Origin of the sequence: Cereibacter changlensis JA139, from assembly GCF_003034985.1 — a bacterium.
GTDB classification, from domain to species: Bacteria; Pseudomonadota; Alphaproteobacteria; order Rhodobacterales; family Rhodobacteraceae; genus Cereibacter; species Cereibacter changlensis.
The window spans coordinates 1-23799 of the sequence record NZ_PZKG01000061.1 but is presented as its reverse complement, the minus strand read 5'-3'; the positions used below and the strand labels follow the sequence as shown (position 1 = coordinate 23799).

13 protein-coding genes are annotated in these 23799 nt (G+C 67.7%); 6 read left to right on the top strand and 7 right to left on the bottom strand.

All coding sequences use genetic code 11. The features are described 5' to 3' along the window. A partial coding sequence (locus C5F48_RS13540) for an RES family NAD+ phosphorylase (RefSeq protein WP_219907807.1) occupies positions 1 to 675 on the top strand: 675 nt, incomplete at its 5' end. An 80-nt stretch (positions 676 to 755) separates the two neighbouring features. Here the strand turns inward: C5F48_RS13540 and C5F48_RS13535 are convergent. Then, the gene (locus C5F48_RS13535) at positions 756 to 1421 is read right to left on the bottom strand and encodes a helix-turn-helix transcriptional regulator (RefSeq protein WP_170139593.1); all 666 of its coding nucleotides are present in this window, start codon (positions 1419 to 1421) and stop codon (positions 756 to 758) included. A 306-nt stretch (positions 1422 to 1727) separates the two neighbouring features. Here C5F48_RS13535 and C5F48_RS13530 point away from each other — a divergent pair, with 306 nt between their 5' ends. From C5F48_RS13530 to C5F48_RS13510, 5 genes are all read left to right on the top strand, one after another. After that, positions 1728 to 12695, top strand: a complete 10968-nt coding sequence (locus C5F48_RS13530; protein ID WP_111467321.1) for a VCBS domain-containing protein — start codon at positions 1728 to 1730, stop codon at positions 12693 to 12695. Between the two features lie 2 nt (positions 12696 to 12697). Then, a complete protein-coding gene (locus C5F48_RS13525) occupies positions 12698 to 14836 on the top strand; it encodes a type I secretion system permease/ATPase (RefSeq protein ID WP_107664434.1) in 2139 nt (712 codons plus the stop codon). Further along, positions 14833 to 16008, top strand: a complete 1176-nt coding sequence (locus C5F48_RS13520; protein ID WP_107664433.1) for a beta-barrel domain-containing protein — start codon at positions 14833 to 14835, stop codon at positions 16006 to 16008. The genes C5F48_RS13525 and C5F48_RS13520 overlap by 4 nt, the downstream gene beginning before the upstream one ends. A gap of 75 nt (positions 16009 to 16083) precedes the next feature. Beyond that, entirely contained in the window at positions 16084 to 16515 is a 432-nt protein-coding gene (locus tag C5F48_RS13515; RefSeq protein WP_107664432.1) for a hypothetical protein, read from the top strand. Positions 16516 to 16522: 7 nt separating this feature from the next. Beyond that, positions 16523 to 17866, top strand: coding sequence for a TolC family protein (locus tag C5F48_RS13510; RefSeq protein ID WP_107664431.1), 1344 nt, complete (start codon positions 16523 to 16525; stop codon positions 17864 to 17866). Positions 17867 to 18052: 186 nt separating this feature from the next. Here C5F48_RS13510 and C5F48_RS13505 read toward each other — a convergent pair whose 3' ends face one another. The 6 genes from C5F48_RS13505 to C5F48_RS13480 form a co-directional block, all read right to left on the bottom strand. Next, a complete protein-coding gene (locus C5F48_RS13505) occupies positions 18053 to 19117 on the bottom strand; it encodes a dipeptidase (protein WP_107664430.1) in 1065 nt (354 codons plus the stop codon). Between the two features lie 3 nt (positions 19118 to 19120). After that, the gene (locus C5F48_RS13500; protein WP_107664438.1) at positions 19121 to 19876 is read right to left on the bottom strand and encodes an ABC transporter ATP-binding protein; all 756 of its coding nucleotides are present in this window, start codon (positions 19874 to 19876) and stop codon (positions 19121 to 19123) included. After that, a complete protein-coding gene (locus C5F48_RS13495) occupies positions 19876 to 20700 on the bottom strand; it encodes an ABC transporter ATP-binding protein (RefSeq protein ID WP_107664429.1) in 825 nt (274 codons plus the stop codon). The genes C5F48_RS13500 and C5F48_RS13495 overlap by 1 nt, the downstream gene beginning before the upstream one ends. Position 20701: 1 nt before the next feature. Then, on the bottom strand, positions 20702 to 21604 hold the full coding sequence (locus C5F48_RS13490) for an ABC transporter permease (RefSeq protein ID WP_107664428.1): 903 nt from the start codon (positions 21602 to 21604) through the stop codon (positions 20702 to 20704). Further along, the gene (locus C5F48_RS13485; protein WP_107664427.1) at positions 21601 to 22671 is read right to left on the bottom strand and encodes an ABC transporter permease; all 1071 of its coding nucleotides are present in this window, start codon (positions 22669 to 22671) and stop codon (positions 21601 to 21603) included. Before C5F48_RS13485 ends, C5F48_RS13490 begins: the two co-directional genes overlap by 4 nt. Further along, on the bottom strand, positions 22672 to 23799 hold a 1128-nt coding region (locus tag C5F48_RS13480), incomplete at its 5' end, for an ABC transporter substrate-binding protein (RefSeq protein ID WP_107664426.1).

Genomic DNA, 23799 nt, shown 5'->3' with positions numbered 1-23799 from the left:
GGCTTGGTCCGGCTGCTGCCGGCGACGCATCACCGGCCGCCGGCGCTGCGCGGTCTCGTCGACAGCGACGAGGAGATGGAGATCCTCGCCGAGATCGAGGGGCTGACCAGCGCCCGCCTGCTGGCCGAGCGTGGACGCAGCCCGCATCTCGACCCGCGCGAGCTGGCCTGGCGCAGGCGCAGCCGCGACCTGCGGATCTATGGCGACACCCATGTGAACGCCGCTTTCACCTACACGCGGGCCGGCGGCAACCGCTTCAACGCCGAGGGCCGCGGGGCCTGGTATTGCGCCTGGAACGGGCTGGTCTCGGTGGCCGAGGTGGCTTGGCACCGGACGCGCGAGCTGGGCTTCACCGGCAGCTTCCACGACAGCGCCCGCTATGTCGAACTGCTGGCCGATTTCATCGGCAGCTTCGACGACCTCACCGACGAGCCCGGCCACCCCGCCCTCGCTGCCGATCCGGAGCTCGGCTATCCCGAGGGTCAGAGCCTCGCCGCGCGGCTGCGCCGCGACGGCTCGCGCGGGCTGATTTACCCTTCGGTCAGGGCCCCGGCGCCGGGCGGCAACTGCCTCGTCTGCTTCGAGCCCAACGCCATCCAGAACGTGCGCCCCGGCGCCAGCTGGGACCTGGTCTGGACCGGCACGCCGGAGTACGCGATCCTGGCGGTGGCCTAAGGGGGGGGCTTCGCGGCGGCAGCTCGTGTTCGGCCGCGCCACGAGCGGCCCGATCATGCGGTGGCGGCGCAGGAGACTTATCAGCCCGAGGACTCGGTGCCGAGGAGAGCGGCGGCGGCCAGGGTGCGCGAGGGCACCTCCAGTTTTGCGAGGATCTCCTGCATGTGGTAGTCGACCGTGCGCCGCGTGCTGCCGACGATCATCGCGATCTCGCGGTTGGTCTTGCCCTGGGCGACCCAGCGCAGGATCTCCCTCTGGCGCTGCGACAGCAGGCCGAGGCGCTGACGCTGATCCTCGGATCCACCGGCCTTCTCGCTTAGGCTGGTGGCGCGGGCCATCGCCATATGGGCCAGGATTTTCGCACTCATCAGCGTTTCGAGCGTCAGAGGCTTCTCGCACTTCGACATGAGGATCATCGCCCCGCGCCGCTCCGGAGCGCGATGCAGCGGGATCGACATGCCGCCGCACAGGCCGAAGGAGGAGATGTAGTCGTAATAATCCTGGTGATCACGCCAGTCCTCCACATGCCACAGGAAGGCCGAGTCCTTCCGGTCGATCTGGCTCAGCAGCGGGTCGCGATCGGCCCAGCTGTCGCGCAGGTACTGCTCGAGGTCGCTGTCGGCCCATGTGGTCAGCGTCGGGCTTTCGATGAATTCGATGACGGTCCGCTTGTCGAGGCTGATGTTGAAGCTGGCGAACCCCAGCCATTGTACCGCCGAGTCAACGTTCTCGCGCAGCTGCTGCATCGTTTCTGCAGTGCTGAGATTTTCGACAAACTGGGAAAGTTTTGACAACATGCAGCACACTCGATTGCGCGGAGACTATCGGCGCCGATGCCCCGTGGGAAGACCAGATTCGGGTGATTTTCAACGATTACAAACTGGTACAACTACCAGTTGATCCTGCGAGGCCTCGTGTGGTTGATGGGGCACCCACGCGCCCGGGGAAGTTTTCGGTTCTTCAGTGAGAAGTTCGATCCTTCCGTGAGACGAACGACCCCGCGTCAGGACGGAACCGAGTGCGAGTGAACAGATGTGAGGCAGGTGACGGACATGAAGGCAGCGGTATTTCTCAAGGCCCAGGATGGGGACACTCGGGCTTTCGAGGGCGACCGCATCGTTCTTGACGCGCCGAGCGTCGTGCAGCTGCAGCTCGGGCCGGAACAGGTGGCCCGTTTCGAGCGCGACGGCAACGATCTGGTCCTGGTGCTGGAGGACGGCACCGTCCTCGTGATCGAGAATTTCTTCGTCCAGACGCCGGAAGGCCGCAATGACCTGGTCTTCGAGGACGGCGCCGACGTCACCTGGTGGGCGCAATATGGCGAGACCTGGACCGGCTTCGACATCGCGGAAATCAGTGACCCGCTGATCGCGCCGCTGCCTTGGTGGCCGCTGGCGGGGCTACTTGGCGGCGTCGCCGCCGCGGCCGCAGCGGGCCCGTCCAACACCGACCCCGAGGCCGTCGCCGACCCGGTGGAGACCCCCGAGGACACGCCGGTGTCGGGCGTGGTGATCGGCCGCGACAAGGATGGCGACGACCTGACCTACACGGTCACCGACGGTCCCGCGCATGGCAGCGTGGTGATTAACCCCGATGGCAGCTACACCTACACGCCCGATCCCGACTACTACGGCCCAGACAGCTTCGAGGTGACGGTGGATGACGGCAACGGCGGCACCGCCGTCGTGACGGTGCCGGTCACCGTCATCGGGGTCAACGACGACGCAAGCATCTCGGGCGACGCCAGCGGCGCAGTCACCGAGGCCGGCGGGGTGGCCAATGCCGAGACCGGCAGCCCGACGACGGGCGGTACTCTTACCGTCGCGGATGTGGATACCGGCGAGGCGGTGTTCAAGGCGCCCGATGCTGCGAGCCTCGAGGGCGTCTATGGCGACTTCACTTTCGATCCGGAGACCGGGGTCTGGACCTACACGCTCGACAACGATCGCCCGGCGACACAGGCGCTGACGGACGGCGAGCAGGCGACCGAGACGCTGGAGGTGACCAGCCGCGACGGGACCGCCAGCGAGACCATCACCGTCACCGTCACCGGCAGCAATGACGTGCCGGTGGTGACGGATGGCAGCGGCTCGGTGACCGAGGACGTCGATGTCGACGCCGGCCTGTTGAGCACCTCTGGAACGATAACAGCCGACGACGCAGACGCGGGCGAGAGCGCCTTCGACCCGGCAACCCTGACGTTCACCGGCAGCGGCGCGCCGCTCGGCGCACTGGTGGTCGGGGCCGATGGCAACTGGACCTTCACCGTCGACAACACGCTGCCGGCGGTCCAGGAACTGGCGGAAGGCGACACCATCGTCCAGAGATGGACGGTGACATCCGCCGACGGCACGGCGACGAGCACGATCACCGTCACCATCAATGGCGCCAATGACCTGCCCGAGATCTCGGGCGACGACGCCAGCGGCGCGATCACCGAAGCCGGCGGCGTGGACAACGCCGACACGGGCAGCCCGAAGACGGGCGGGACCCTCATAATCAGCGATGCGGATTCCGGCGAGGCGGCGTTCCGGGAGCCAGAGGCCGCGAGCCTCGAGGGCGTCTATGGCGACTTCACCTTCGATGCGGAGACCGGGGAGTGGAGCTACACCATCGACAACGACCGCCCGGCGACCCAGGCGCTGACGGACGGCGAGCCGGTGACCGAGACGCTGGAGGTTACCTGCCTCGACGGGACCACCTCGAAGACGATCACCGTCACCGTCACCGGCAGCAACGACGTGCCGGTGGTGACGGATGACAGCGACGCGGTGACCGAAGACGTCGATGTCGACGCCGACAACCTGCTGAGCACCTCCGGATCGATCACCATCGACGACGCAGATGCGGGCGAGAGCGCCTTCGACCCCGACACCCTGACGTTCACCGGCGGCGGCGCGCCGCTGGGCGCGCTGGTGGTCGGGGCCGATGGCAATTGGACCTTCACCGTCGACAACAGGCTGCAGGCGGTCCAGGAGCTGGCGGTGGGCGAATCCATCGTCCAGAACTGGACGGTGAAATCCGTCGACGGCACCGCGACCAGCACGATTACCGTCACCATCAATGGCGCCAATGACCAGCCCGAAATCTCGGGCGACGCCAGCGGCGACCTGACCGAGGGCGGCGCGCCGACCGCGACCGGGCAGCTGGAGGTCGCGGATGTCGATCTCAGCGACGATCACAGCTGGCAGGTGGAGGACGATGGGGCGGGCAGCTACGGGGAGCTGACCATCGATGGTGCCGGCGCATGGACCTATACGCTCGACCCGGACAACCCGGCGGTCGGGAAGCTCGGCGAGGGAAAGAAGCTGACCGAGACCTTCACCGTGCAGGTGAGCGACGGCAAGGGCGGCACGGACGAGCAGGTGATCACCATCACCATTACCGGCGTCAATGATGCCCCGGTGATCTCGACCGGTTCCGACCTGACGGCAACGGTGACCGAGCTTGCCGATGGCGATGCCGACGAGAACAGCTTCGAGCATGTCCAGACCGGGACGATCACCGTGTCGGACCCGGATGCTGGCGATACGCTCAGCGTCGACGTGGCGCCGCAGGGCGCGGACTATCTCGGGGAGTTCACCTATGGCGACATCGACCCCGTCACCGGCGAGATCGAGTGGAGCTTCTCGGTCGATGACTCCGTTCTCGATCGCCTGGGGCCGGACGATGTCCTGATCCAGGAATACAAGGTGACCGTCACCGACGCCCTCGGCGCCAAGACGACGGAGACGGTGACCGTCACCATCAACGGCAGCAACGACCGACCCGAGCCGGAGGATGACGTTTCGCTGATCCCGGCGGGCGGCGCGGCGGTTCTCGATGTCCGGAGCAACGACGCGGATGTCGACGAAGGCCAGTCGCTCACCGTGACCGAGGTGGACGGCCAGCCGATCCTCCCGGGCGGCAGCGTCACGCTGACCGATGGCAGCGGCTCGGTCAGCCTGTCGCTGGATGGTGCGCTGCGCTTCGTGCCGGCGGATGGCGTGACCGGCGCGGTGGTGGTGAGCTACAAAGTCGACGACGGCAGCGGCGCCGCGAATGCGACGGCAGGGGCGCAATGGGTTATCAACATCGCCAGCGTCGATATCACCGACGATGCGAGCCCGGCCGATGCGGGCGCTCCTGACGATGTGCTGTCCTCGATCGATGACCTTGAAAATGTGGTGATCGGAGGCAAGGCTCCGGCGGGCGGCAGCGTGACCTCGCTGACGGTCTCCGACGGCGTCAACAGCGTGACCGTTCCAGCGGATGGCATCACCGTCCGGCCCGACGGAACCTACGAGGTGACCGCCGACCTGAGCGGTCTGTCGGATGGTACGCTGACCGTGACGGCGCAGAACGAGGATGCGGGGGACAGGTCGGTCACGACCACGGACACGATCCTCAAGGATACCCAGACCACCGTCGCCATCGACCCGGTGCTGATCGAGGCCGGCTCCGCCCCCACGGTCACCGGCGCCGGCGAGCCGGGCGCGACTATCACGCTCGACGTGAATGGCGACAGCTACGAGGTGGAGGTCGATGAGGACGGCATATGGAGCGTCACGCTGGACGGGCCGCTGAGCGGGACCGCCGACATCACGGCCAATGCGGTCGATAAGTACGGCAATACCGCCGAGGCCGACCGCCGCGTGACCGGGGTCGAGATCACCGACGAGGCTCCGGGTGCCGAGCATGTCCTGGTGCAGGAAAGCGGGCTGCCCGGCGGGTCGAACCCGGGGACCGGGCAGGCCGCCAGCTCGACCTTCGTGCTGTCCAGCGCCGCGGCGTTGTCGGCCGTCGTGATCGGCGGCGCTGTCTCGGGAGGCGCGATCAGCGGCGGGACCAAGATCTCGCTGGCAGAGTTGCAGACCGCTTCAGCCACGCCGGTGGTGGTGACCGACGCCAACGGCACGCTGACCATCACCGGCTATGACGGCGCGACCGGGGTCATCAGCTACACCTACACGCTGACCGACACACTCGACAGCCACAGCGACGCCACGCGCAATGACACGATCATCCGCAAGATCCAGGTGACGGTGATCGAGAATGACGGCGACATCCGGGTCGAGCAGCTGGGCGTGGGCATCGTCGATGACGCGCCGGCGGCGCCGGTAAATGACGAGAGCGTCACCGTGACCGAGGGCGGGGCCGCGGTCGGGTCGGCCAGCGGCGGCGCGAACCTGCTGGCCAATGACGTGCTCGGCGCCGATGGCGGCCGGGTGCACCAGATCACGTATGACAACCGCGCAGGCGACTCGACGACGGCGACGGTGCCCGAGGGCTCATCGGTGATGGTCGAGACGCAGTACGGCAGGCTGACCGTCGGGAGCGACGGCAGCTGGTCCTATACTCCGCTGCCGAGCCTCGATCACGACGAGGGCGACGGGACCGTCCTGCGGGACGACTTTACCTACAGCACCATCGATGGCGACGGCGATATCTCCGACTCCTCGGCGACACAGCCGATCGTGGTGGGCGACACCGTGCCCGGGCTGGGGACGCCGGAGAACCGCAGCATCGACGAGGCCAGCCTGGCCACGGGCAGCAATCCGAACCCGGGCGCACTCGAGGTGAGCGGCTCGCTCGACCTCACGGCGGGGCATGACAGTCTGGATGTCAAACTGACCACCGACAGCGCGCCCGCGGGTCTGGAAGCGGGCGGCGCGCCGCTGCGTTACGTGCTCTCAGCGGATGGGCATACCCTGACCGCCGACACCGGCGCGGGAACCGATCCCGTCTTCATCGTCAGGCTGACCGATCCGACCTCCGCCGACGCCGGCTACACCTTTGAACTGCTGCGCCCGCTCGACCACGGCGTGGCGGCGATCGACCTCACCTTCGGGGTCGAGGTGACCGATGCCGACGGCGACAAGGACACCGCCGAATTCACCGTGACCGTTGCGGATGACGTTCCGGAAAGCACGGTGCGGCTCGAGATGGACGAGGATGGCGACGGCGTCTCCTACAACATCTCGGCCGATGCGACGGCGCAGAACACCGTGGTGCTGCAGGATGGTCAGACCTTGACTGGTGTTCCGCAGCCGGACGGGAGCGTACAGTATCAGACCGAGCACGGTTTCGTCACCATCAGCGCCAGCGGCGTGTTCGACTTCGTGCCGGCCGCGAACTTCAGCGGCGATGAGGTCTTCGTCGTCAGGACCACGGACGACGACGCCGGCAGGGTCGACGTGACGGTGACCGTCGCGGTGACGCCTGTGGCCGACGCCCCGACGGTGTCGGCGGACGATCGGACGATCGGCACGGTTGAGGATACGGCCGTCGCCCTGGGGCTGAACCGCCCGATCATCACCGATGCCGGGACCGGCGACGGCAACAACCCGCGGTCCGAGGCGCTCGGCCTCATCACCCTCAGCGGTCTGCCCGCGGGCACGACGCTGCTCTGGGGCTCCGAGAGCCTCGCGGTCGACGCCAGCGGCACGGTGTCGATCTCGCTGAGCGACTATGCGGGCGCGCAGCTGCCGGGCGATCCGGATGCCTCGATGACCGTGGCGGAGTTCGAGGCGCTGCAGGTGCTTCCACCGGCGAATGCCTCGGCCAATTTCGAAGTCACCTACAGCGTGACCAGCTACGAGGTCGATGGCGGCGGGGCTCCAATCGGCGCCGGCGCGACCAGCAGTGCAAAGGTGATGGTCTACGTCCAGGCGGATACTGATCCGGCGACGCTGGTCTTCGACACGACTGTCGATGCGGTTGCGGTCGACAACGCCGATGCCATCGTCTTCGACGGCAATACCGTTGCGGATGTGACGCTGAAGGAGGATACGACCTTCGATCTGTCGCAGCTGTTGTCGGCCAGCTTCGCGGATCTGGACGGCAGCGAGATCCGCTCGATCACCATAACAAATAACGCCGATTCCGTCATCATGGTGGCCGGCGAGCCGCTCGCGGTCGGCGCGTCGGTGACCATCCCGGCAGGGCTCCTGAGCGGCTCGACGGACGGGCTGCCGCAGATCAGCATCGGCGGCCCGCGCGATTTCAGCGGTGATCTCGAAGGGATCACGGTCACGCTGAACGCGCAGGACAAGGATGCCGACGGCTATCTCGACGGTGCGGTGGTGGTGCCGGGCGTGGCCGATGGCCTGCCCGAGGCGGACCGCACCGACAACAGCGTGACGCTGAACCTCTATGTCACGCCGGTGGCCGACGATGTCGTGGCCGAGGACGCCCAGGGCGAAGAGTACAGCCAGATCGCCTTCCTGGCCGGCGTCGGGCTCAGCGATACGAGCGCTGGGACCGGCGGCACCGAGGTGATCACCGCAATCTCCTTCGAGGTCCCGGACGGCTGGCAGGTCACCGCTTCGGCGGTGGAGAACGCCGCCGCTACGGGCGCCGTCATCGATCATGCCGGTTCGACCTACACCATCAGCTTCACCAGCGGCACCGAAGCAGAACGCGAGGCCTATCTGGACGGCTTCACCATCCTGCCGCCCGCGCATGACAGCCGCGACGCCGCCATCGAGCTGCAGATCTCGACCCGCGACAGCGCAGTGGTGAATGGCGACGCGGTCGAGAACGAGAAGACGGCAACCCACACGATCGACGTGACGGTGACTCCGGTCGCCGAAAAGACCACGGGCGACACCGACGACAACGGCAGCGCCGATGTCGGCATGACGCCGGGCTTCCTCTACGAGACGCCGGCCGAGGAGGACACCTGGTTCGCGCTCAACAGCGATGGTTTCTCCCCGGCAGCAGGCTGGAGCAACGAGGATGCCGGCGAGGAGACCTACGCGCGGCTGGAGCCGATGCAGGTGCTGCTGGACGGAACCACCACCCCTGCCATCGGCTCGCAGTTCCGCTGGACAGAGGGCGGCGAGCAGAAGGTCGCGGTGTTCAACGGAACGACGATCGACGTGCCGGTCAGTGCGCTTGGCACGCTCGAATTCCAGGCTGCCGAGAACTTCTCGGGTCAGTTCACCATCAAGGTGCAGGCCTACACCGTCGACACCGACGACGACGGGGATGCGACCAGCACCGCCGTCAGCGGCGAGGCGTTCCTGACCAACGTACTGATCACGCCCTCCGCGGACGAGGTGACGCTCTCGCTGGTGGCGCGGACGCAGGGTGACGAGGATACCTCGATCCCGCTGACGATCCACCCCACCAGCTCGGACCCGTCGGAGACCTTCAACGTCACGATCTCCGACATCCCGGATGGCGCCGTGCTGACCTATAACGGTGTGGAGCTGGTGCTGACCGGCGGCAGCGTCACCATCGAGGACTTCGACTCCTCGGCGCCGCTGAGCATCCTGCCGCCGCCCGATAGCAACGAGACCATCGATCTCACTGTATCATCCGTGTCGGTGGACCGGATGGAAGTACGGGATCCGGAGGGCGGAACCAAGGTCTACACCGACATATCGGACCCGATCACCCTGGGCATCTCGATCGACGTGCGGGGGGTTGCAGACGAAGCGGAGGTCACCGCAACGCCGCAAACCTATGTCGAGGGTAACCTCGACGACGGCGCCGGCGTGCTGCTGAGCGAACTGGTCTCGGTCGACCGGACGGATATCGACGGGTCCGAGACCCTCACCGTGCAGGTCACCGGCCTGCCCGAGGGCTTTGGCCTGAACCATGGCACCCTGCTGACCGGGCCGGGGATCACCGGCGAGGACCGGATCTGGGCGCTGAGCGAGGCGCAGCTGGAGACGGCCGGGCTGACGGTTCCGGCCAACTTCAGCGGTTCGGTGGCGTTCTCCGTCATTCCGGTGACCACCGAGGATGACGGCGCATCGCGCACCGGGACGGCGCATCCGGTGAGCTTCACCGTGACGCCCACGCCGGAGGCGACGGTCACCACCGGCGTGACGCTGGTCGAGGATGCGCTGCAGCCGCTCACCCTGGGTATCGTGCCGCAGAATGGTGATGCCGACGAGATCCTCGAGGCGGTCCTGATCCGGGTCTCCGATGTCGAGGCTGGCGAGTTCAGCCTGTTCCTCGGCGCGGCGGGCTCCGAAGTTCCGCTGGCGGAGGCGGGCCTGATGATCGTCCAGCAGGGCGGCGTGGACTATTACCAGCTGACCGGCGAACAGGTTGCGCAGCTTTCGGCGCAGGGCGCCCCGCATCTCGACGGCGCGCTCGGCGGCTTCGACCTGCTCTACAAGATCACCGATCCGGGCGATGGCACTGTCGATCCGGTGACCAGCGACTGGACGCCGGGCCGCTTCGAACTGAGCGCCTCGCCGGCGACCGATCAGCCCGAGCTGAGCATCGGCAGCATCACCACGGACGGTGGCTCGGTGAATGAAACGGCGGTCACCGTCGCCGAAGGCGGCGAGCAAGTGACGGTCAATCTGAACGTCGCCTCGCCGGACAGCGACGGCAGCGAGGCGGTGATCCGCGTCATCATCGAAGGCGTGCCCGCGGGCGTGGCGGTCGAGGGGGCCGAACTGGCCGGCGACGGGCTCTGGCTGCTGATCTACGAGGGCGGCAGCGGGCCGACCTTGAACGATGCGGGGGGCCTGACCCTGCCGGTCGTCTTCACCGTCAGCGAATGGGCCGGCGGCATCGAGGACGCGCCGATCCGCATCACCGTCCAGACCCAGGACCGCGGCAACGAGGATCAGCCGGGGACCGAGGTCCTGTCCGACACGATCGAATGGTCCCTGACGACCACCTTCGAGCCCGGCTCGGCCGGTCAGGCGCCGGTCATCGATGTCTGGGACTACACCGATGCGCGGGCGACCGAGGATGCCAGCTTCACCTTGTCCGAGATGATCGAGGCGCAGGTGACGGCGCAGGACAATATCCCGGCCATCCTGACCATCGCCCTCAGCGGTCTGCCCGATCAGACCACGGTCACCGGCATGGTCAGCACCATCGTCAATGGTGCGCAGGTCTGGACCGCTTCGGTGATTACCGAGGCGGGCGACACGCCGGCGGATGTTCAGGCCAAGCTCGACGCCCTGATGGACAGCATCGAGATCACGCCTGCGGCAGACGCGAATGACAACAACCTGGACGCGCCCTTCTCCTTCGACGCAGTGCTGACCTCGACGAGCCTCGCCGGCGGCCGTCCCAATGCGGCGTCGGTCGAGCCGGAGATCCCGGTGACCCCGGTGACCGACCCGGCTGCGATCGCGATCGTTCTCGGGGCCGCCGATGCCGATGGCCTGCTGACCGAGGGCGACAGCGAGATCCCTCTGAGCGTGACGGTCAGCAACCCGGCCGATGGCGCCTCGGGCATGATCGAGGGCGGTCTGCTTTACCTGCAGATCGGCGGCAGCAACGGATCCGGCGTGCTGACCCTGGATGGCGAGCCCGTCACCGCTCAGACGGTCAGCGGCGTCGAAGGCATCCCCGACGGCGCCTATTACGTCATCGACGGGGTGACGCTGGGCAGCCCGCTGGATCTGGTCTTCACCCCCGACGCCATGGTGGCGGGCGAGCTAACGGTCGACGCCTGGGTGCGCAACATCGAGACCGGCGCAACGGCGATCACCTCGACGGGCAATGTCACGCTTCCGGTGGCGATTACCAACGATGGCGCCAGTCTGCAAAACCCGGGGCCGATCAGCGGGATCGAGGCTTCCGCGTCGAACAGGGGCTCGCTGATCGAGCTCAACCTGGGTCTGGCGGCGAACGACGCCGACGGCTCCGAGATCATCACCAAGGTGCTGCTGTCGAACCTGCCCGAGGGCTTCCTGATCTACACCGGGACCAGCCAGGCAGACGCGACCATGGCGACCAATGCCGGCGGGGTCGGGGGGTTGAACACCTGGGTCCTGCTTGGCGAGGGCGGCAGCCTGCCGCCTTATATCGCCCTGCTCCCGCCGAAACACTGGAGCGGGACGCTCGACGATCTGACCCTGATCGTCACCTCGGGCGAGACCGCGCTGTCGCAGGAGCGGGTGGACGAGCTGCAGATCGGCCCGGTGACCGTCACCCCGGTGGCAGATGGCATCGAGTTGACGCCGACCAATTCCTTCGGTCGGGAAGGCGACATCGTGCCGTTGAATCTGAACGCGTCGATGGCCGACTTCAAGGACGCCTCGGTGGACGGGGCGCCGGATGGCAGCGTCGAGAGCGTGACCCTGGCGCTGCGCGGACTCGGCGAGCATGCCTCCTTCTACATCGGCACGACCATCGTCACCTCGGGGATCAGCTATGACGCGGGGACCGACACCTACACCCTCACCGAGCTGAGCCAGTCCGATGTGGACGGCCTGGGCGTGCGTCAGGCTGCCAGCGCGCTGACCGATACCGATGCCGGCGAGACAGGAGTGCAGATCGAGGTGACGGCACACACGCGGGATGGTTCTGACGTTTCGGACACCGCGCAGAGCACGGTCACGCTCAACCTGAACGCGCAATTGCCGACAACGGGCGATGACAGGGGCGCCAAGGGGCTGATCTGGACCGGGAAGGCGATCGACGGGCTTGCCGGCGAGGATACGGTGCAGTTCCGCTATGGCGAGAGCCTGACCGGCGCGGAGTTGGCGCAGCGGCTGCGCAACATCGAGACGCTGGATCTGGGGATCGAAGGCCGCAACGCGATCACCGATCTGACGCCCGATCAGGTGCTCGCGATGACCGACAGCGACAACCGGCAGACCATCACCGGATCGACAGAGGATGAGGTCTCGCTGTCGGGCGACTGGACCGATCTCGGCAATGGCTCCTATTCCGGGATCGGCGCCGGCGGGGTCGAGGTGGTGCTGACGGTTGAGAATGTCACCGTCAACATGGCGGTCTCGGGCTTCTCGGCGATGATGATGTCCTTCGCGGCCCCCGAAGAGCAGAGCTTCGGCCTGGCCAGCATCGAGCAGGAGCAACCGTCGGGCGAGGCCCCAGCGCCGTCCGCGTCGGATCCGGTCAGCTACGAGGAGCTGCTGATGTCGGATCCGGAGAGCGAGGATCTGCTGGCGGGCCTGCCGGAAGAGAAGGCGGAGCCGGTCGGCGGCGGCGAGGCGGCATCCGAGCCGGATCCCTCCGATGCGACCTCGGGGGCGCTTCTGGCGCAGACGCTGGAGGATGAGCTGAACGCGGCCTCCCTGCACGAGGTCTGATCGTGCAGGCCGAGGCGACGTTGCAAGGTCCGGCCCCCCAAGGGGCCGCGCTCCAGCAGGGGTGGACGGAAGCTGTTCTGCGCATCGCCGCGCATTACCGCATCGCTGTCTCGCCCGAGCGGGTGCGGCTCGATCTGGCCTGGGCTGCCGATCGTGACCGGCTGGAGACGCTGGCCCGCTCGGCGGGCCTGTCGATCCGGCAGGTCGGGGGCGGGGCCGGACCGATCTCCGGCCTGCGCCTGCCGCTTCTGGCCGAATTCGACGGCGGCGAGATCGGGGTGATCGAGCGCGACAGCGGCGGCGAGTTCGGCGTGGTCTTCGCCGGCGATCAGGCGCTCGAGACGCCGGTTGCGGCGGCCGAGCTGGCGGCGCGGCTGCGCCGTCTCTTCGTGCTGCGTCCCTTGTCCGGCCGGGCGGACCGCAGGATCGACGACTATATCGCCCCCTGGCGGCCGGACTGGCTGCGCAGCATCGCGCTGGCCGATCTCGCGCCCTATCGCGCGGTGATGGTGGCCTCCCTGGTCAGCAACGTCCTGGCCCTGGCCGGGACGATCTTCTCCATGCAGGTCTATGACCGCGTGGTGCCCGGGCAGTCGATGAGCACGCTCTGGGTGCTGTTCATCGGCGTGATGATGGCGACCGCCTTCGGCCTGCTGATGAAGGTCGCGCGCGGCCGGATCACCGATCTCGCCGGCAAGGCGGCCGACTTGCGGATATCGGACCGGGTATTCGGCCATGCGCTGCGGGTACGCAACACTGCCCGACCGCGGTCCACCGGCACCTTCATCTCGCAGATCCGCGAGCTGGAACATGTGCGCGAGATGATGACCTCGACCACGGTGGCGGCGTTGGCCGACGTGCCGTTCTTCCTGCTGTTCTGCGCGCTGTTCTTCTACATCGCCGGGGTGCTGGTCTGGATTCCGCTGGCGGCGATGGTGCTGCTGGTGGCGCCCGGGCTGCTGGCGCAGAAGCGCCTGCGCCGTCTGGCCGAGGCCAATACCCGCGAAAGCGCACTGCGCAGCGCGATGCTGGTCGAGGCGATCCAGGGCCTCGACGACATCAAGTCGCTGCAGGCCGAGGCGCGGTTCCAGAACCTGTGGAACCATTACAACGAGACCACCGCCGGCTCCTCGATGGAGCTGCGCGACTTGGTGAACCGGCTCTCCTCCTGGGCGCAGACGGTGCAGGGCGGGGTCTTCGCCGTGGTGATCTTCTTCGGCGCGCCGATGGTGATGGCCGGCGAGATGAGCACCGGCGTGCTGGTCGCCGCCTCGATGCTGTCGTCGCGGATGCTGGCGCCGCTGGCTTCGGTCACCCAGATCCTGAACCGCTGGCAGCAGGCCAAGGTGGCGCGCCGCGCGCTCGACGGGCTGATGTCCCTGCCGGTGGACGCTGCGGAACGGGAGCAGTGCATCCACAAGCCGGTGATCGCCGGGGCCTTCCAGCTGCGCGAGGCGGTGTTCGGCCATGATCCGCAGACCCCGGCGCTCAAGGTGGCGGCGCTGAACATCGCGCCGGGCGAGCGCATCGCCATCCTGGGTCGCAACGGCGCCGGCAAGTCGACGCTGCTGGCCGGGCTCGCCGGGCTCCTGGAGCCGCTGGCGGGCGAGGTGCGGGTCGATGATGTCGAGATGGGGCTGATCGATCCGACCGACCTGCGGCGCGACATTGGCCTGATCGGCCAGGGCGCGCGGCTGTTCCATGGCACCCTCCGGGAAAACCTCACGCTGGGCGCGCCGATGGCGAGCGACGCCGAGATCCTCGATATCCTCGGCCGCATGGGGCTGGTGGAGTTCATCCACCGGCTGCCCAAGGGGCTCGACCACATGGTTTCCGAGGGTGGGCTGGGTCTGTCGGGCGGGCAGAAGCAGGGCCTGCTGCTGGCGCGGCTGCTGCTGCGCCGGCCGAAGGTGCTCCTGCTCGACGAGCCCACCGCAGCCTTCGACGAGGTTTCCGAGGCCGCGGTGATCGAGGTGCTCGGGCGGCTCGGACCGGACATCACGGTGATCGTCGCCACCCATCGGCCAGCGATGCTGCGGATCGCCGAGCGGCTGATCGTGGTCAGCAACGGCGCCATCGCGATGGACGGGCCGAAGGACAGGGTCATGGCGCAGCTGCGCGGCGGAAAGGCCGCGGCATGAGCATGGTTCTGGAACAGGCCGGGCGTCCCTCGGCGCGGGCCGAAAGCCGCCTCGTCTGGCTGGTCTTCGCCATGCTGGCGCTGTTCCTCGTCTGGGCCTGGGTCTTCCCGCTGGTCGAGGTGTCGAGCGGGCAGGGCACCGTCGTGCCCAGTTCGCGCGAGCAGGTGATCCAGTCGCTGGATGGCGGCATCGTCACCGAGATCACGGTGAAGGAAGGCGACATGGTCGACGAGGGCCAGATCATCGCCCGGCTCGATCCGACGCGGTCGGCGTCGAATGTCGAGGAGGCGGCGGCGAAATACCACGCTTCCATCGCCGCAGCGGCGCGGCTGCGCTCCGAGCTCGACGACCGCGACAGCGTGGCCTTCCCGGAGGCGCTGGCGGGACAGGAGTTCGCCGAGCTGCGCGCCAACGAGCTGGCGCTGTTCCGCTCGCGGCGCGCCAGCCTTCAGGAGGCGCTGTCGGGCCTGACCGAGGGGCTGGAGCTGACCCGCCAGGAGCTTGAGATCGCCGAGGCCCTGCAGAGCAGCGGCGCCACCAGCCGGGTCGAGGTGATCCGGCTGCGGCGCGAGGCGACCCAGACCGCGCTGGAGATCGCCCGGCTGCGCGCCGACGCGCGGGTGCAGGTCGGCGAGGAGCTGCAGAAGATCACTGCCGAGGCCGAGGTCCAGGCCTCGATCATGCGCGGCCGCGCAGATCAGCTGGACCGGCTGGTGTTCCGCGCGCCGATGCGCGGCATCGTCAAGGATGTCGCCGTCACGACCATCGGCGGCGTGGTTCCGCCCGGTGGCCAGCTTATGACCATCGTGCCGATGGACGACCAGCTGCTGATCGAAGCGCGGATCTCGCCGAGCGACATCGCCTTCATCCACCCGGGGCAGGAGGCGCAGGTGAAGGTCTCGGCCTATGACTACGCGATCTTCGGCGGGCTCGACGGCACGGTGGTGACGCTCTCGCCCAACACGGTGCGCGACGAGGTGAAGCCGGACCAGGTCTATTACCGCGCCTATATCCGGACGCGGGAGGATTACCTCGCCAACAAGGCCGGGACCCGGTTCCCGATCGTCCCGGGTATGATCGCCACCGTCGACATCCGCACCGGCGAGAAGACGGTCTGGCAGTATCTCGTGAAGCCCTTCAACCGGGCACAGGAGGCGCTGCGTGAACGCTAGAGCCGCCCCCTGGCCTTCTCCCGCCGGAAGGACGTTCCCGAAAAACCATTCCAGAAGTGAGATGAGGTTCCCGACATGATGAAACGGTTCGGCGCAGGCAGCGCCCTTGGGGCCCTGGCCCTTCTGGTCATTCTCCCCCTCGGCCCGGCCGCGGCGCAGGAGAGGGATCCGCTCAACGAGGTGAACCCGCGCGTTGGGTTCACCTCGGTGACGCGGTCCTATCCCAGCATGGATGCGCGCTACGTCCGCGTCGGCATCCCGCGGGAGATCGCGCAGGTCCGTCGCGTGGCCTTGGGCCAGTCGCCGGAGGAGGTGCAGGCGGTGCTGGGCCGGCCGGCCGTGGGCTATGGCGACGGGTCGTGGGAATACCACCTGTCGCTGCCGCTGACCCGTAGCGACAGGCTGATCTGCCAGTATCGCGCCTTCTTCGACGGGGCCGACAAGCTGGTGCGGGGCGTCTGGCGCCGCCCGCAATGCGCCGACCTTGTCCTCGGTCGGGCGAATTGAGCCGGGCATGATCCAGTTTCGACCGTTCCGGACGCCGGGCTCCCGAGCCTCCGCGCTGATCGCCTGCATCTTGCTCGCGGGCTGCGCCGGGCTGCCCGAACCGGACGGCATCGAAGCGGCGATCATCGAGAGGTCGCGCGGCCTCGCGCCGCTCGCCCCTGCGCAGGGCAGCGACAGCCGGAGCACGACCCGCAACGGCCTGCTGCGCAGCCCCTCGGTGCGCGAGGCGGCCAGCCGCGTCTCGGCCAGCGCCGACGAGGTCAGGGTGAAGCGCGCGGCGCTGTTCCCGGGGCTCGGCCTGTCGCTGGGCGGCGGGGCGGGCGCGGCCGGCAGCGGCGATCCCGCGCTGCAGCTGGAGGCTTCGCAGCTGCTGTTCGACAGCGGCAACAGCAAGCGCACGGTCGAGGTGGCAGATTTCGATCTTGAGATCAACTACATCGCCTTCCAGAAGGCGGTGGATGACGCGGCGCTGGAGTTGCTGAAGGCCTATGACGATGTGCAGACGCGGGGCGAGCTGCTCGACGTCTACCGCAAGCAGATGACGGCGCTGCGCGAACTGGAAGCCCTGGTGGCGGCGCGGGCGGAGCGCGGGGCGGTGGCCTCGACAGACCTGCTGGAGAGCCGCAAGCGCCTGCAGTCGGCCACTTTTCTGGTGAATGACGCGGAACTCGCCCTGGCGGAGGCGCAGGACCGGCTGATCCTGCTGAGCGGCCAGCCGCAGGGCGGCCGGGTGCAGATCGGGTCGGACAGCTGCAAGCTGCGGGGCGAGAGTGACGACCTGCGGATGGCTCGGCTGGAACGGGCGCGAGCCGAGCTGGCGCTGGAGAAGGCCGAGCATGCCCGCGCCCCGCGCGTCCTACTGAAACCACTGATGCGCAGCGAGATCGGCAGCAGCCGGCTGCCGGTCGGGCTCAACCTCGACATCCAGTCCGATCTGCTGCAGGGCGGCGCGCTCTCGGCGCGGGAGAACGCCGAGCGCAACAGCCTGACCGCCGCCGAGGCCCGGCTCGATGTGGTCCGGCTCGAGGACGATCTGGCGGAGCGCGCGCTGCTGCGCAGCCTGGCGGCGGGGGATCGCAAGACCCAGATGCTGAACCGACAGATCGGCCTGTTGTTCGAGACCCGCGCGCTCTATCGCAGCCAGTATTTCGACATGGGCACGCGGCGGCTTTCTGAGCTTCTAGACAATGAAGAGGAATATTACGCCCGCCAGGCCGAGCTCGCCGAACTGCGCGCTGAACTCGCCGCGACCCGGCTCGATTGCGCCGCCCGCAGCCGCGTCCTGCGCCGCGAGCTGGGTCTGGAGGGCAACAGCCTCTATGGTTTCCCGCTCTCCACCGATCTGCCGTGACGCGGGAGCGGGCCGCTTGGGGCTCGCGCTGAAGCGGGGTGGGAGTCTCGCCGATCCGGACGGGACATCAAAGACTGCTCCGGGCTAAACTCCGGGACAAACCGGAGCGCATGGCGACCGGGCGGTAGCCGGGTCCATGACCACTCCCCGACGCCCGCCCACCGGAGGCGGGCGTCGGGGGAAGGCTCAGCCCCAGGTCCGCTCCAGCACGGCGAACCAGTTCTCGTGGCAGAGCTTCTTCATCAGCGCCTCGTCATAGCCATGCGCGCGCATTGCCGCCTGCAGCGCCGGCAGGCCGGTGACGTCGCCGATGCCCTGCGGGATCGTCGCGCCATCGAAGTCGGAGCCGAGCCCGACGTGATCCTCGCCCAGCCGGTCGATCAGGTGGTCGAGATGCTGCAGCATCGGCTCCCAGCCCATGTCGGCCGACTGCCGCCCGTCGGGGCGCAGGAAGGAGGTGGCGTAGTTCAGCCCCACCATGCCCCGGCTCTCGCGGATCATCGCCAGCTGACGGTCGGTCAGGTTGCGGGTGGAGGCGGTGACGGCATGGGCGTTGGAATGGGTGGCGACCAGCGGCGCATCCGACAGCCGCGCCACATCGTCGAAACCCTTCTCGTTCAGATGCGAGAGATCCAGCATGATCTTCAGCGCATTGCAGGCCGAGACCAGCGCCTTGCCCGCTTCGGTCAGACCCTCGCCGGTGTCGGGATCGCCCGGAAAGCGGAAGGGCACGCCATGGCCGAAGACGGTCGGGCGGCTCCAGACCGGACCGAGCGAGCGCAGGCCCATGGCGTGGAAAGCGTGGAGCGCGTCGAGATCCGGGCCGATCGCCTCGGCCCCCTCCATGTGCATGATCCCCGAGATCACGCCCCTCGCCAGACAGTCGCGCAGCTCCGCCACCGTGCGGCAGACCTTGAACGCGCCGTCCGAGGCGCGCTCCATCCACAGCAGATGCCCGGCCATGGCCAGGGCCACCGGCTGCGCCTCTTCATGGCCGATCAGCGCGGGCAGCGGCAGGTCGAAGGGCGGGTTGTTCATCATCGCCTCGAAGTCGGGCGAATCATGCGCCTGCGGCGAGGAGATGTAGATGGCGAAGAAGCCGCCGGCGAAATGGCCCTGCTTCATCCGCGGCAGGTCGAGATGGCCCTTGCCGTTGCCGGTCAGCCAGATCGCCTCGCGGCTGCGGGGGTCGCGCAGAAGGCGCAGCAGGAAGTCGTTGTGGCCGTCGAAGACCGGAAGCACGTCACTCATTCGTCAGGCATCCTGAAGGGGCCGATAGCCCTCGGAGGCCAGCAGCAGATCGCGGGTATAGGGTTGGGTGGCCTCGCGGGCCTGCAGCCGGGCGCGGGTCAGCTCCTCGACCGCCTTGCCATGCTGCATCACCAGCAGCCGTTCGCACATATGCGCCACCACGGCGAGATCGTGGCTGACGAGGATATAGGTCAGCCCGCGCTCGGTCCTGATCCGGTCGAGCAGGTTCAGCACCTCGGCCTGGATCGAGGCATCGAGCGCAGAGGTCGGCTCGTCGAGCAAGAGCACGCGCGGCTCGAGGATCAGCGCGCGGGCGATGGCGACGCGCTGGCGCTGGCCGCCCGAAAGCTGGTGCGGATAGCGGAAGCGGAAACCCTTGCCGAGCCCCACATCCTCCAGCGCCTGCTCGATCCGCCGCTCGCGGTCGGTGAAGCCGTGGATCGCCAAGGGCTCCGACAGCACCCGGTCGATGGTGTGGCGCGGGTGGAGCGAGGCATAGGGGTCCTGGAACACCATCTGCACCCGGCGGTAGAAATCGGCCTGCCGCGGGCTCTTCAGCGCGGCCCCGTCATAGCGCACCGCGCCCGAGGAGGTCGGCGCCAGCCCGCAGATCGCACGCAGCACGGTCGATTTGCCCGAGCCGCTCTCGCCGACGATGCCGTAGCTCTCGCCCTCCGCCACCTCGAAGGACACGCCGCGCACCGCATGGACCGATGTGCCGAAGACCACATGCAGGTCGGAAACCTCGATCATCGCCATCAGACGGCCCACCCGGCTTCGCGCTGCAACACCGGAAGCGGGCGCTGGCCGCCCTCGATCCGGGGCAGGCAGTTGTAGAGACCCTGCGTATAGGGATGCTGCGCCTGTTTCAGTTCCGAGGCCTTCACCTCTTCCACCACCTGCCCGGCATACATCACCAGCACCCGGTCGCAGAAGCTGGAGACCAGCCGCAAATCGTGGCTGATGAAGATCAGCCCCATGCCGCGCTCGTTCACCAGCCGGTCGAGGATGCGCAGCACCTCGATCTGCACGGTGACGTCGAGCGCGGAAGTCGGCTCGTCGGCGATCAGCAGGTCGGGTTCGGTGATCAGCATCATGGCGATCATCGCCCGCTGGCCCATGCCGCCCGACAGCTCGTGCGGGTAGGCCTTGAAGACGCGGGCCGGGTCGCGGATCTGCACCGCCTCCAGCATCGCCATCGCCCGGTCCTTCGACTCGGACCGCGACGAGGTGCGCCGCGCCGCCTCGATCAGCTGGCGCCCGATGGTCATCACCGGGTTGAGGCTGAACTTGGGGTCCTGCATCACCATCGACAGCCGGATGCCGCGCAAGGAGCGCCATCTGGCGGCGCTGGCGTCGCGCAAGTCGATGCCGTCGAACTCCAGCCGCTTCGCCGTCGCCTTGCCCGGCGGCGGGGTCAGCCCGAGGATGGCCCGCCCGGTCTGCGACTTGCCCGAGCCGCTTTCGCCGACAATCCCCAGCCGCTCGCGCCCGAGCGAGAATGTCACGCCGCGCACCACCTCCACCGGTCCCTGCCGGGTGGGGAAGGAGATGCGCAGGTCTTCGACCTCGAGAAGGCTCATGTCATTTCACCGCTTTCGGATCGAGAACGTCGCGCAGCCCGTCGCCCAGCAGGTTGAAGCCCAGCGAGACGACGAAGATGGCGATGCCCGGCATGGTGGCGACCCACCAGTAGTCGATGATGAAGCGCCGGCCGCCCGCGATCATCGCCCCCCACTCCGGCTGCGGCGGTTGCGCCCCGAGCCCGAGGAAGCCGAGTCCCGCGGCGGTCAGGATGATCCCCGCCATGTCGAGCGTGACCCGCACGATCACCGAGGACAGGCACAAAGGCGTGACATGGCCCCAGAGGATGCGCAGCCGCGAGGCGCCCTGCAGACGCGCTGCGTTGATGAAATCGCTGTCGCGGATGGTCAGCGTCTCGGCCCGGGCAAGCCGGGCGTAGGGCGGCCATGAGGTGAGCGCGATGGCGATGATCGCATTCTCGATCCCCGGCCCCAGCGCCGAGACGAAGGCCAGCGCGAGGATCAGCCGCGGGAAGGCGAGGAAGATGTCGGTCACCCGCATCAGCACCACATCGACCCAGCCGCCGAGATAGCCCGCCGTGGTGCCGATGGTGAGGCCGATCGGCGTCGCGATCACCGCCACCAGCGCCACCACCATCAGCGTCAGCCGCGCGCCATGCATGACCCGGCTGAAGATGTCGCGCGCCAGATCGTCGGTGCCCATCAGGTGCTCCCACGAGGGCGGCTGCAGCCGGTCAAGCCTGAGGTCGCCGCCAATCAGCGGGTCGTAGGGCGCGATCAGCGGCGCGAAGATCGCCATCGCCACCAGCGCCAGCACGATCCAGAGCCCGACCATCGCCAGACGGTTGGATTTCAGCGCGAGCCAGGTGCGGTAGCTCTGCCCCGCCCGCGCCTGACGGCGCGATTGCGGATAGTCGCTCAGAAGCCATTCGCGCCGGGTCATTTGCGCACCCGCCGCCGCACGCGCGGATCGAGGAGCGAATAGAGCAGGTCAGACAGCAGGTTCAGCCCGACGAAGATCGCGCCGATCACCAGCGTCCCGCCCAGCACCGCGTTCATGTCGGCCACCTGCAGGCTGTTGGTCAGGTAAAGCCCGAGCCCCGGCCAGGCGAAGACCGTCTCGGTCAGCACCGAGCCTTCCAGAAGCCCGGCGTAGCTCAGCGCGACCACCGTCACCAGCGGCACCGCCGCGTTCTTCAGCGCATGCACCCAGATGATCCGCCACTCCGGCACGCCCTTGACGCGGGCCGTGGTCACATATTCCTGCGCCAGTTCCGCCAGCATGAAGCTGCGGGTCATCCGGCTGATATAGGCCATCGAGAAATATCCCAGAAGCGAGGCGGGCAGGATGATATGCGAAAAGGCATTGCCGAAGGCCGCCCATTCGCCCTGCATCGCCGTGTCGAGCAGCATGAGCCCGGTGACCGAGGTGAAGGAATATTCATAGGCGATGTCGATCCGCCCCGGTCCCGCCACCCATTGCAGGTTCGCGTAGAACACCAGAAGCCCCAGCAGGCCCAGCCAGAAGATCGGCGCCGAATAGCCCACGAGGCCCAGCACGCGCACGATCTGGTCGAAGGCCTTGCCCGCCTTCACCGCCGACCAGACGCCCACCGGCACGCCCACCAGCGTCCCGATCAGGATCGCCACCGTGGCCAGCTCCAGCGTCGCAGGGAAAGCCCGGGCGATATCGCCCATCACCGGCTTCTTGGTCAGGAAGGAATTGCCGAAATCGCCGCTCAGCACCTTCTGGAGATAGATCCAGAACTGCTGCCAGATCGGCTTGTCGAGCCCCATCTGCAGATACATCGCGTCATAGGTCGACTGGCTGGCGCGGTCGCCCACGACTCGCAGCACCGGATCGACCGACATGACATGGCTGATGAGGAAGGTGATGAGCAGCAGCCCGAGGAAGGTCACCGCCACCGTCAGGACGAGCTTCACCGCCTTCCAGAGCCAGAACGAGAGGGCGCTGCCGCGCCCTCCCACCTTTGGCGCGAACTCCGCCATTTATTTCGTCACGCCCCGGAAGGAGTTGTCGTTGAACGACGGGCCGATGATGTAGCCCTCGACGTTCGAGCGCATGGCCACGACTTCGCTTTCCTGGAACATGATGATGAAGGGCGAGGTCTCGAGATGCTCCTGCTGCAGCTCGTGATAGATCTCGACGCGCTTCGCCGAATCCCGCTCCAGCACCGCAGAGTCGGCCTTGGCGGTCATCTCCGGGATATCCCACGCGTTGCGCCAGGCCAGCGGCTTGGCCGCCGCATCGTCCGAGTTGTCGGGGTTCTGCGCGAAGGTCACGTTGGTATGGGGATCCTGATAGTCCGGGCCCCAGTTGCCGATGTAGATATCATGCGTGCGGGCGCGGTATTTCTCCAGCGTCTGCCCGCCGTCGCCGGGGATGATCTCCAGCGTGATCCCGGCCATGGCCATGGTTTGCTGGATCGCCTGCGCTATGGCGGTGACGTCGGGCGTGTTGCGGGTGTCCATCGTCACGGTGAAACCGTCGGCCAGACCGGCGGAGGCCAGCAGTTCCTTGGCCTTTTCCACGTTCAGCGAATAGGGGGTCTCTTCCAGCGCGCCCAGCATGCCGGAGGGCAGGAAGGTCTGGTGCACCTCCATCTTGCCCTTGACGATGGTCTCAGCGATCGTCGCGTAATCGACGAGATATTTCATCGCCTCGCGCACTTCCGGCTTCGACAGGAACTCGTTCTTCTGGTTCAGGCCGAGATAGAACAGCGTGCCCTTCACGCCCTTCTCGATCTTGATGTCGGGGTTCGAGGACAGCGCGTCCAGCTCTTCCGGCAGAAGGTCGCGCGCCACGTCGATGTCGCCCTGCTCCAGCAGAAGGCGCTGCGTCGCGGCCTCGGGGATGTGGCGGTAGATCGAGCGCGCCATGGCGGGCTTCGGCCCGTCGTAATTGTCGTTGCGCTCCATCACCACGGCCTCGTTGGCGCGCCATTCGCGGATGGTGAAGGCGCCCGAGCCGGCATAGTTGGTCTTGAGCCAGTTGTAGCCGAAGTCGCCATCGACCTCGTTCTCCATCACCAGATCCTTGTCGACCACCGAAGAGATCGTCGCGGTCAGGCAATAAAGCAGGAAGGTCGGCGCATAGGCCTTGTCCATGGTGAAGTC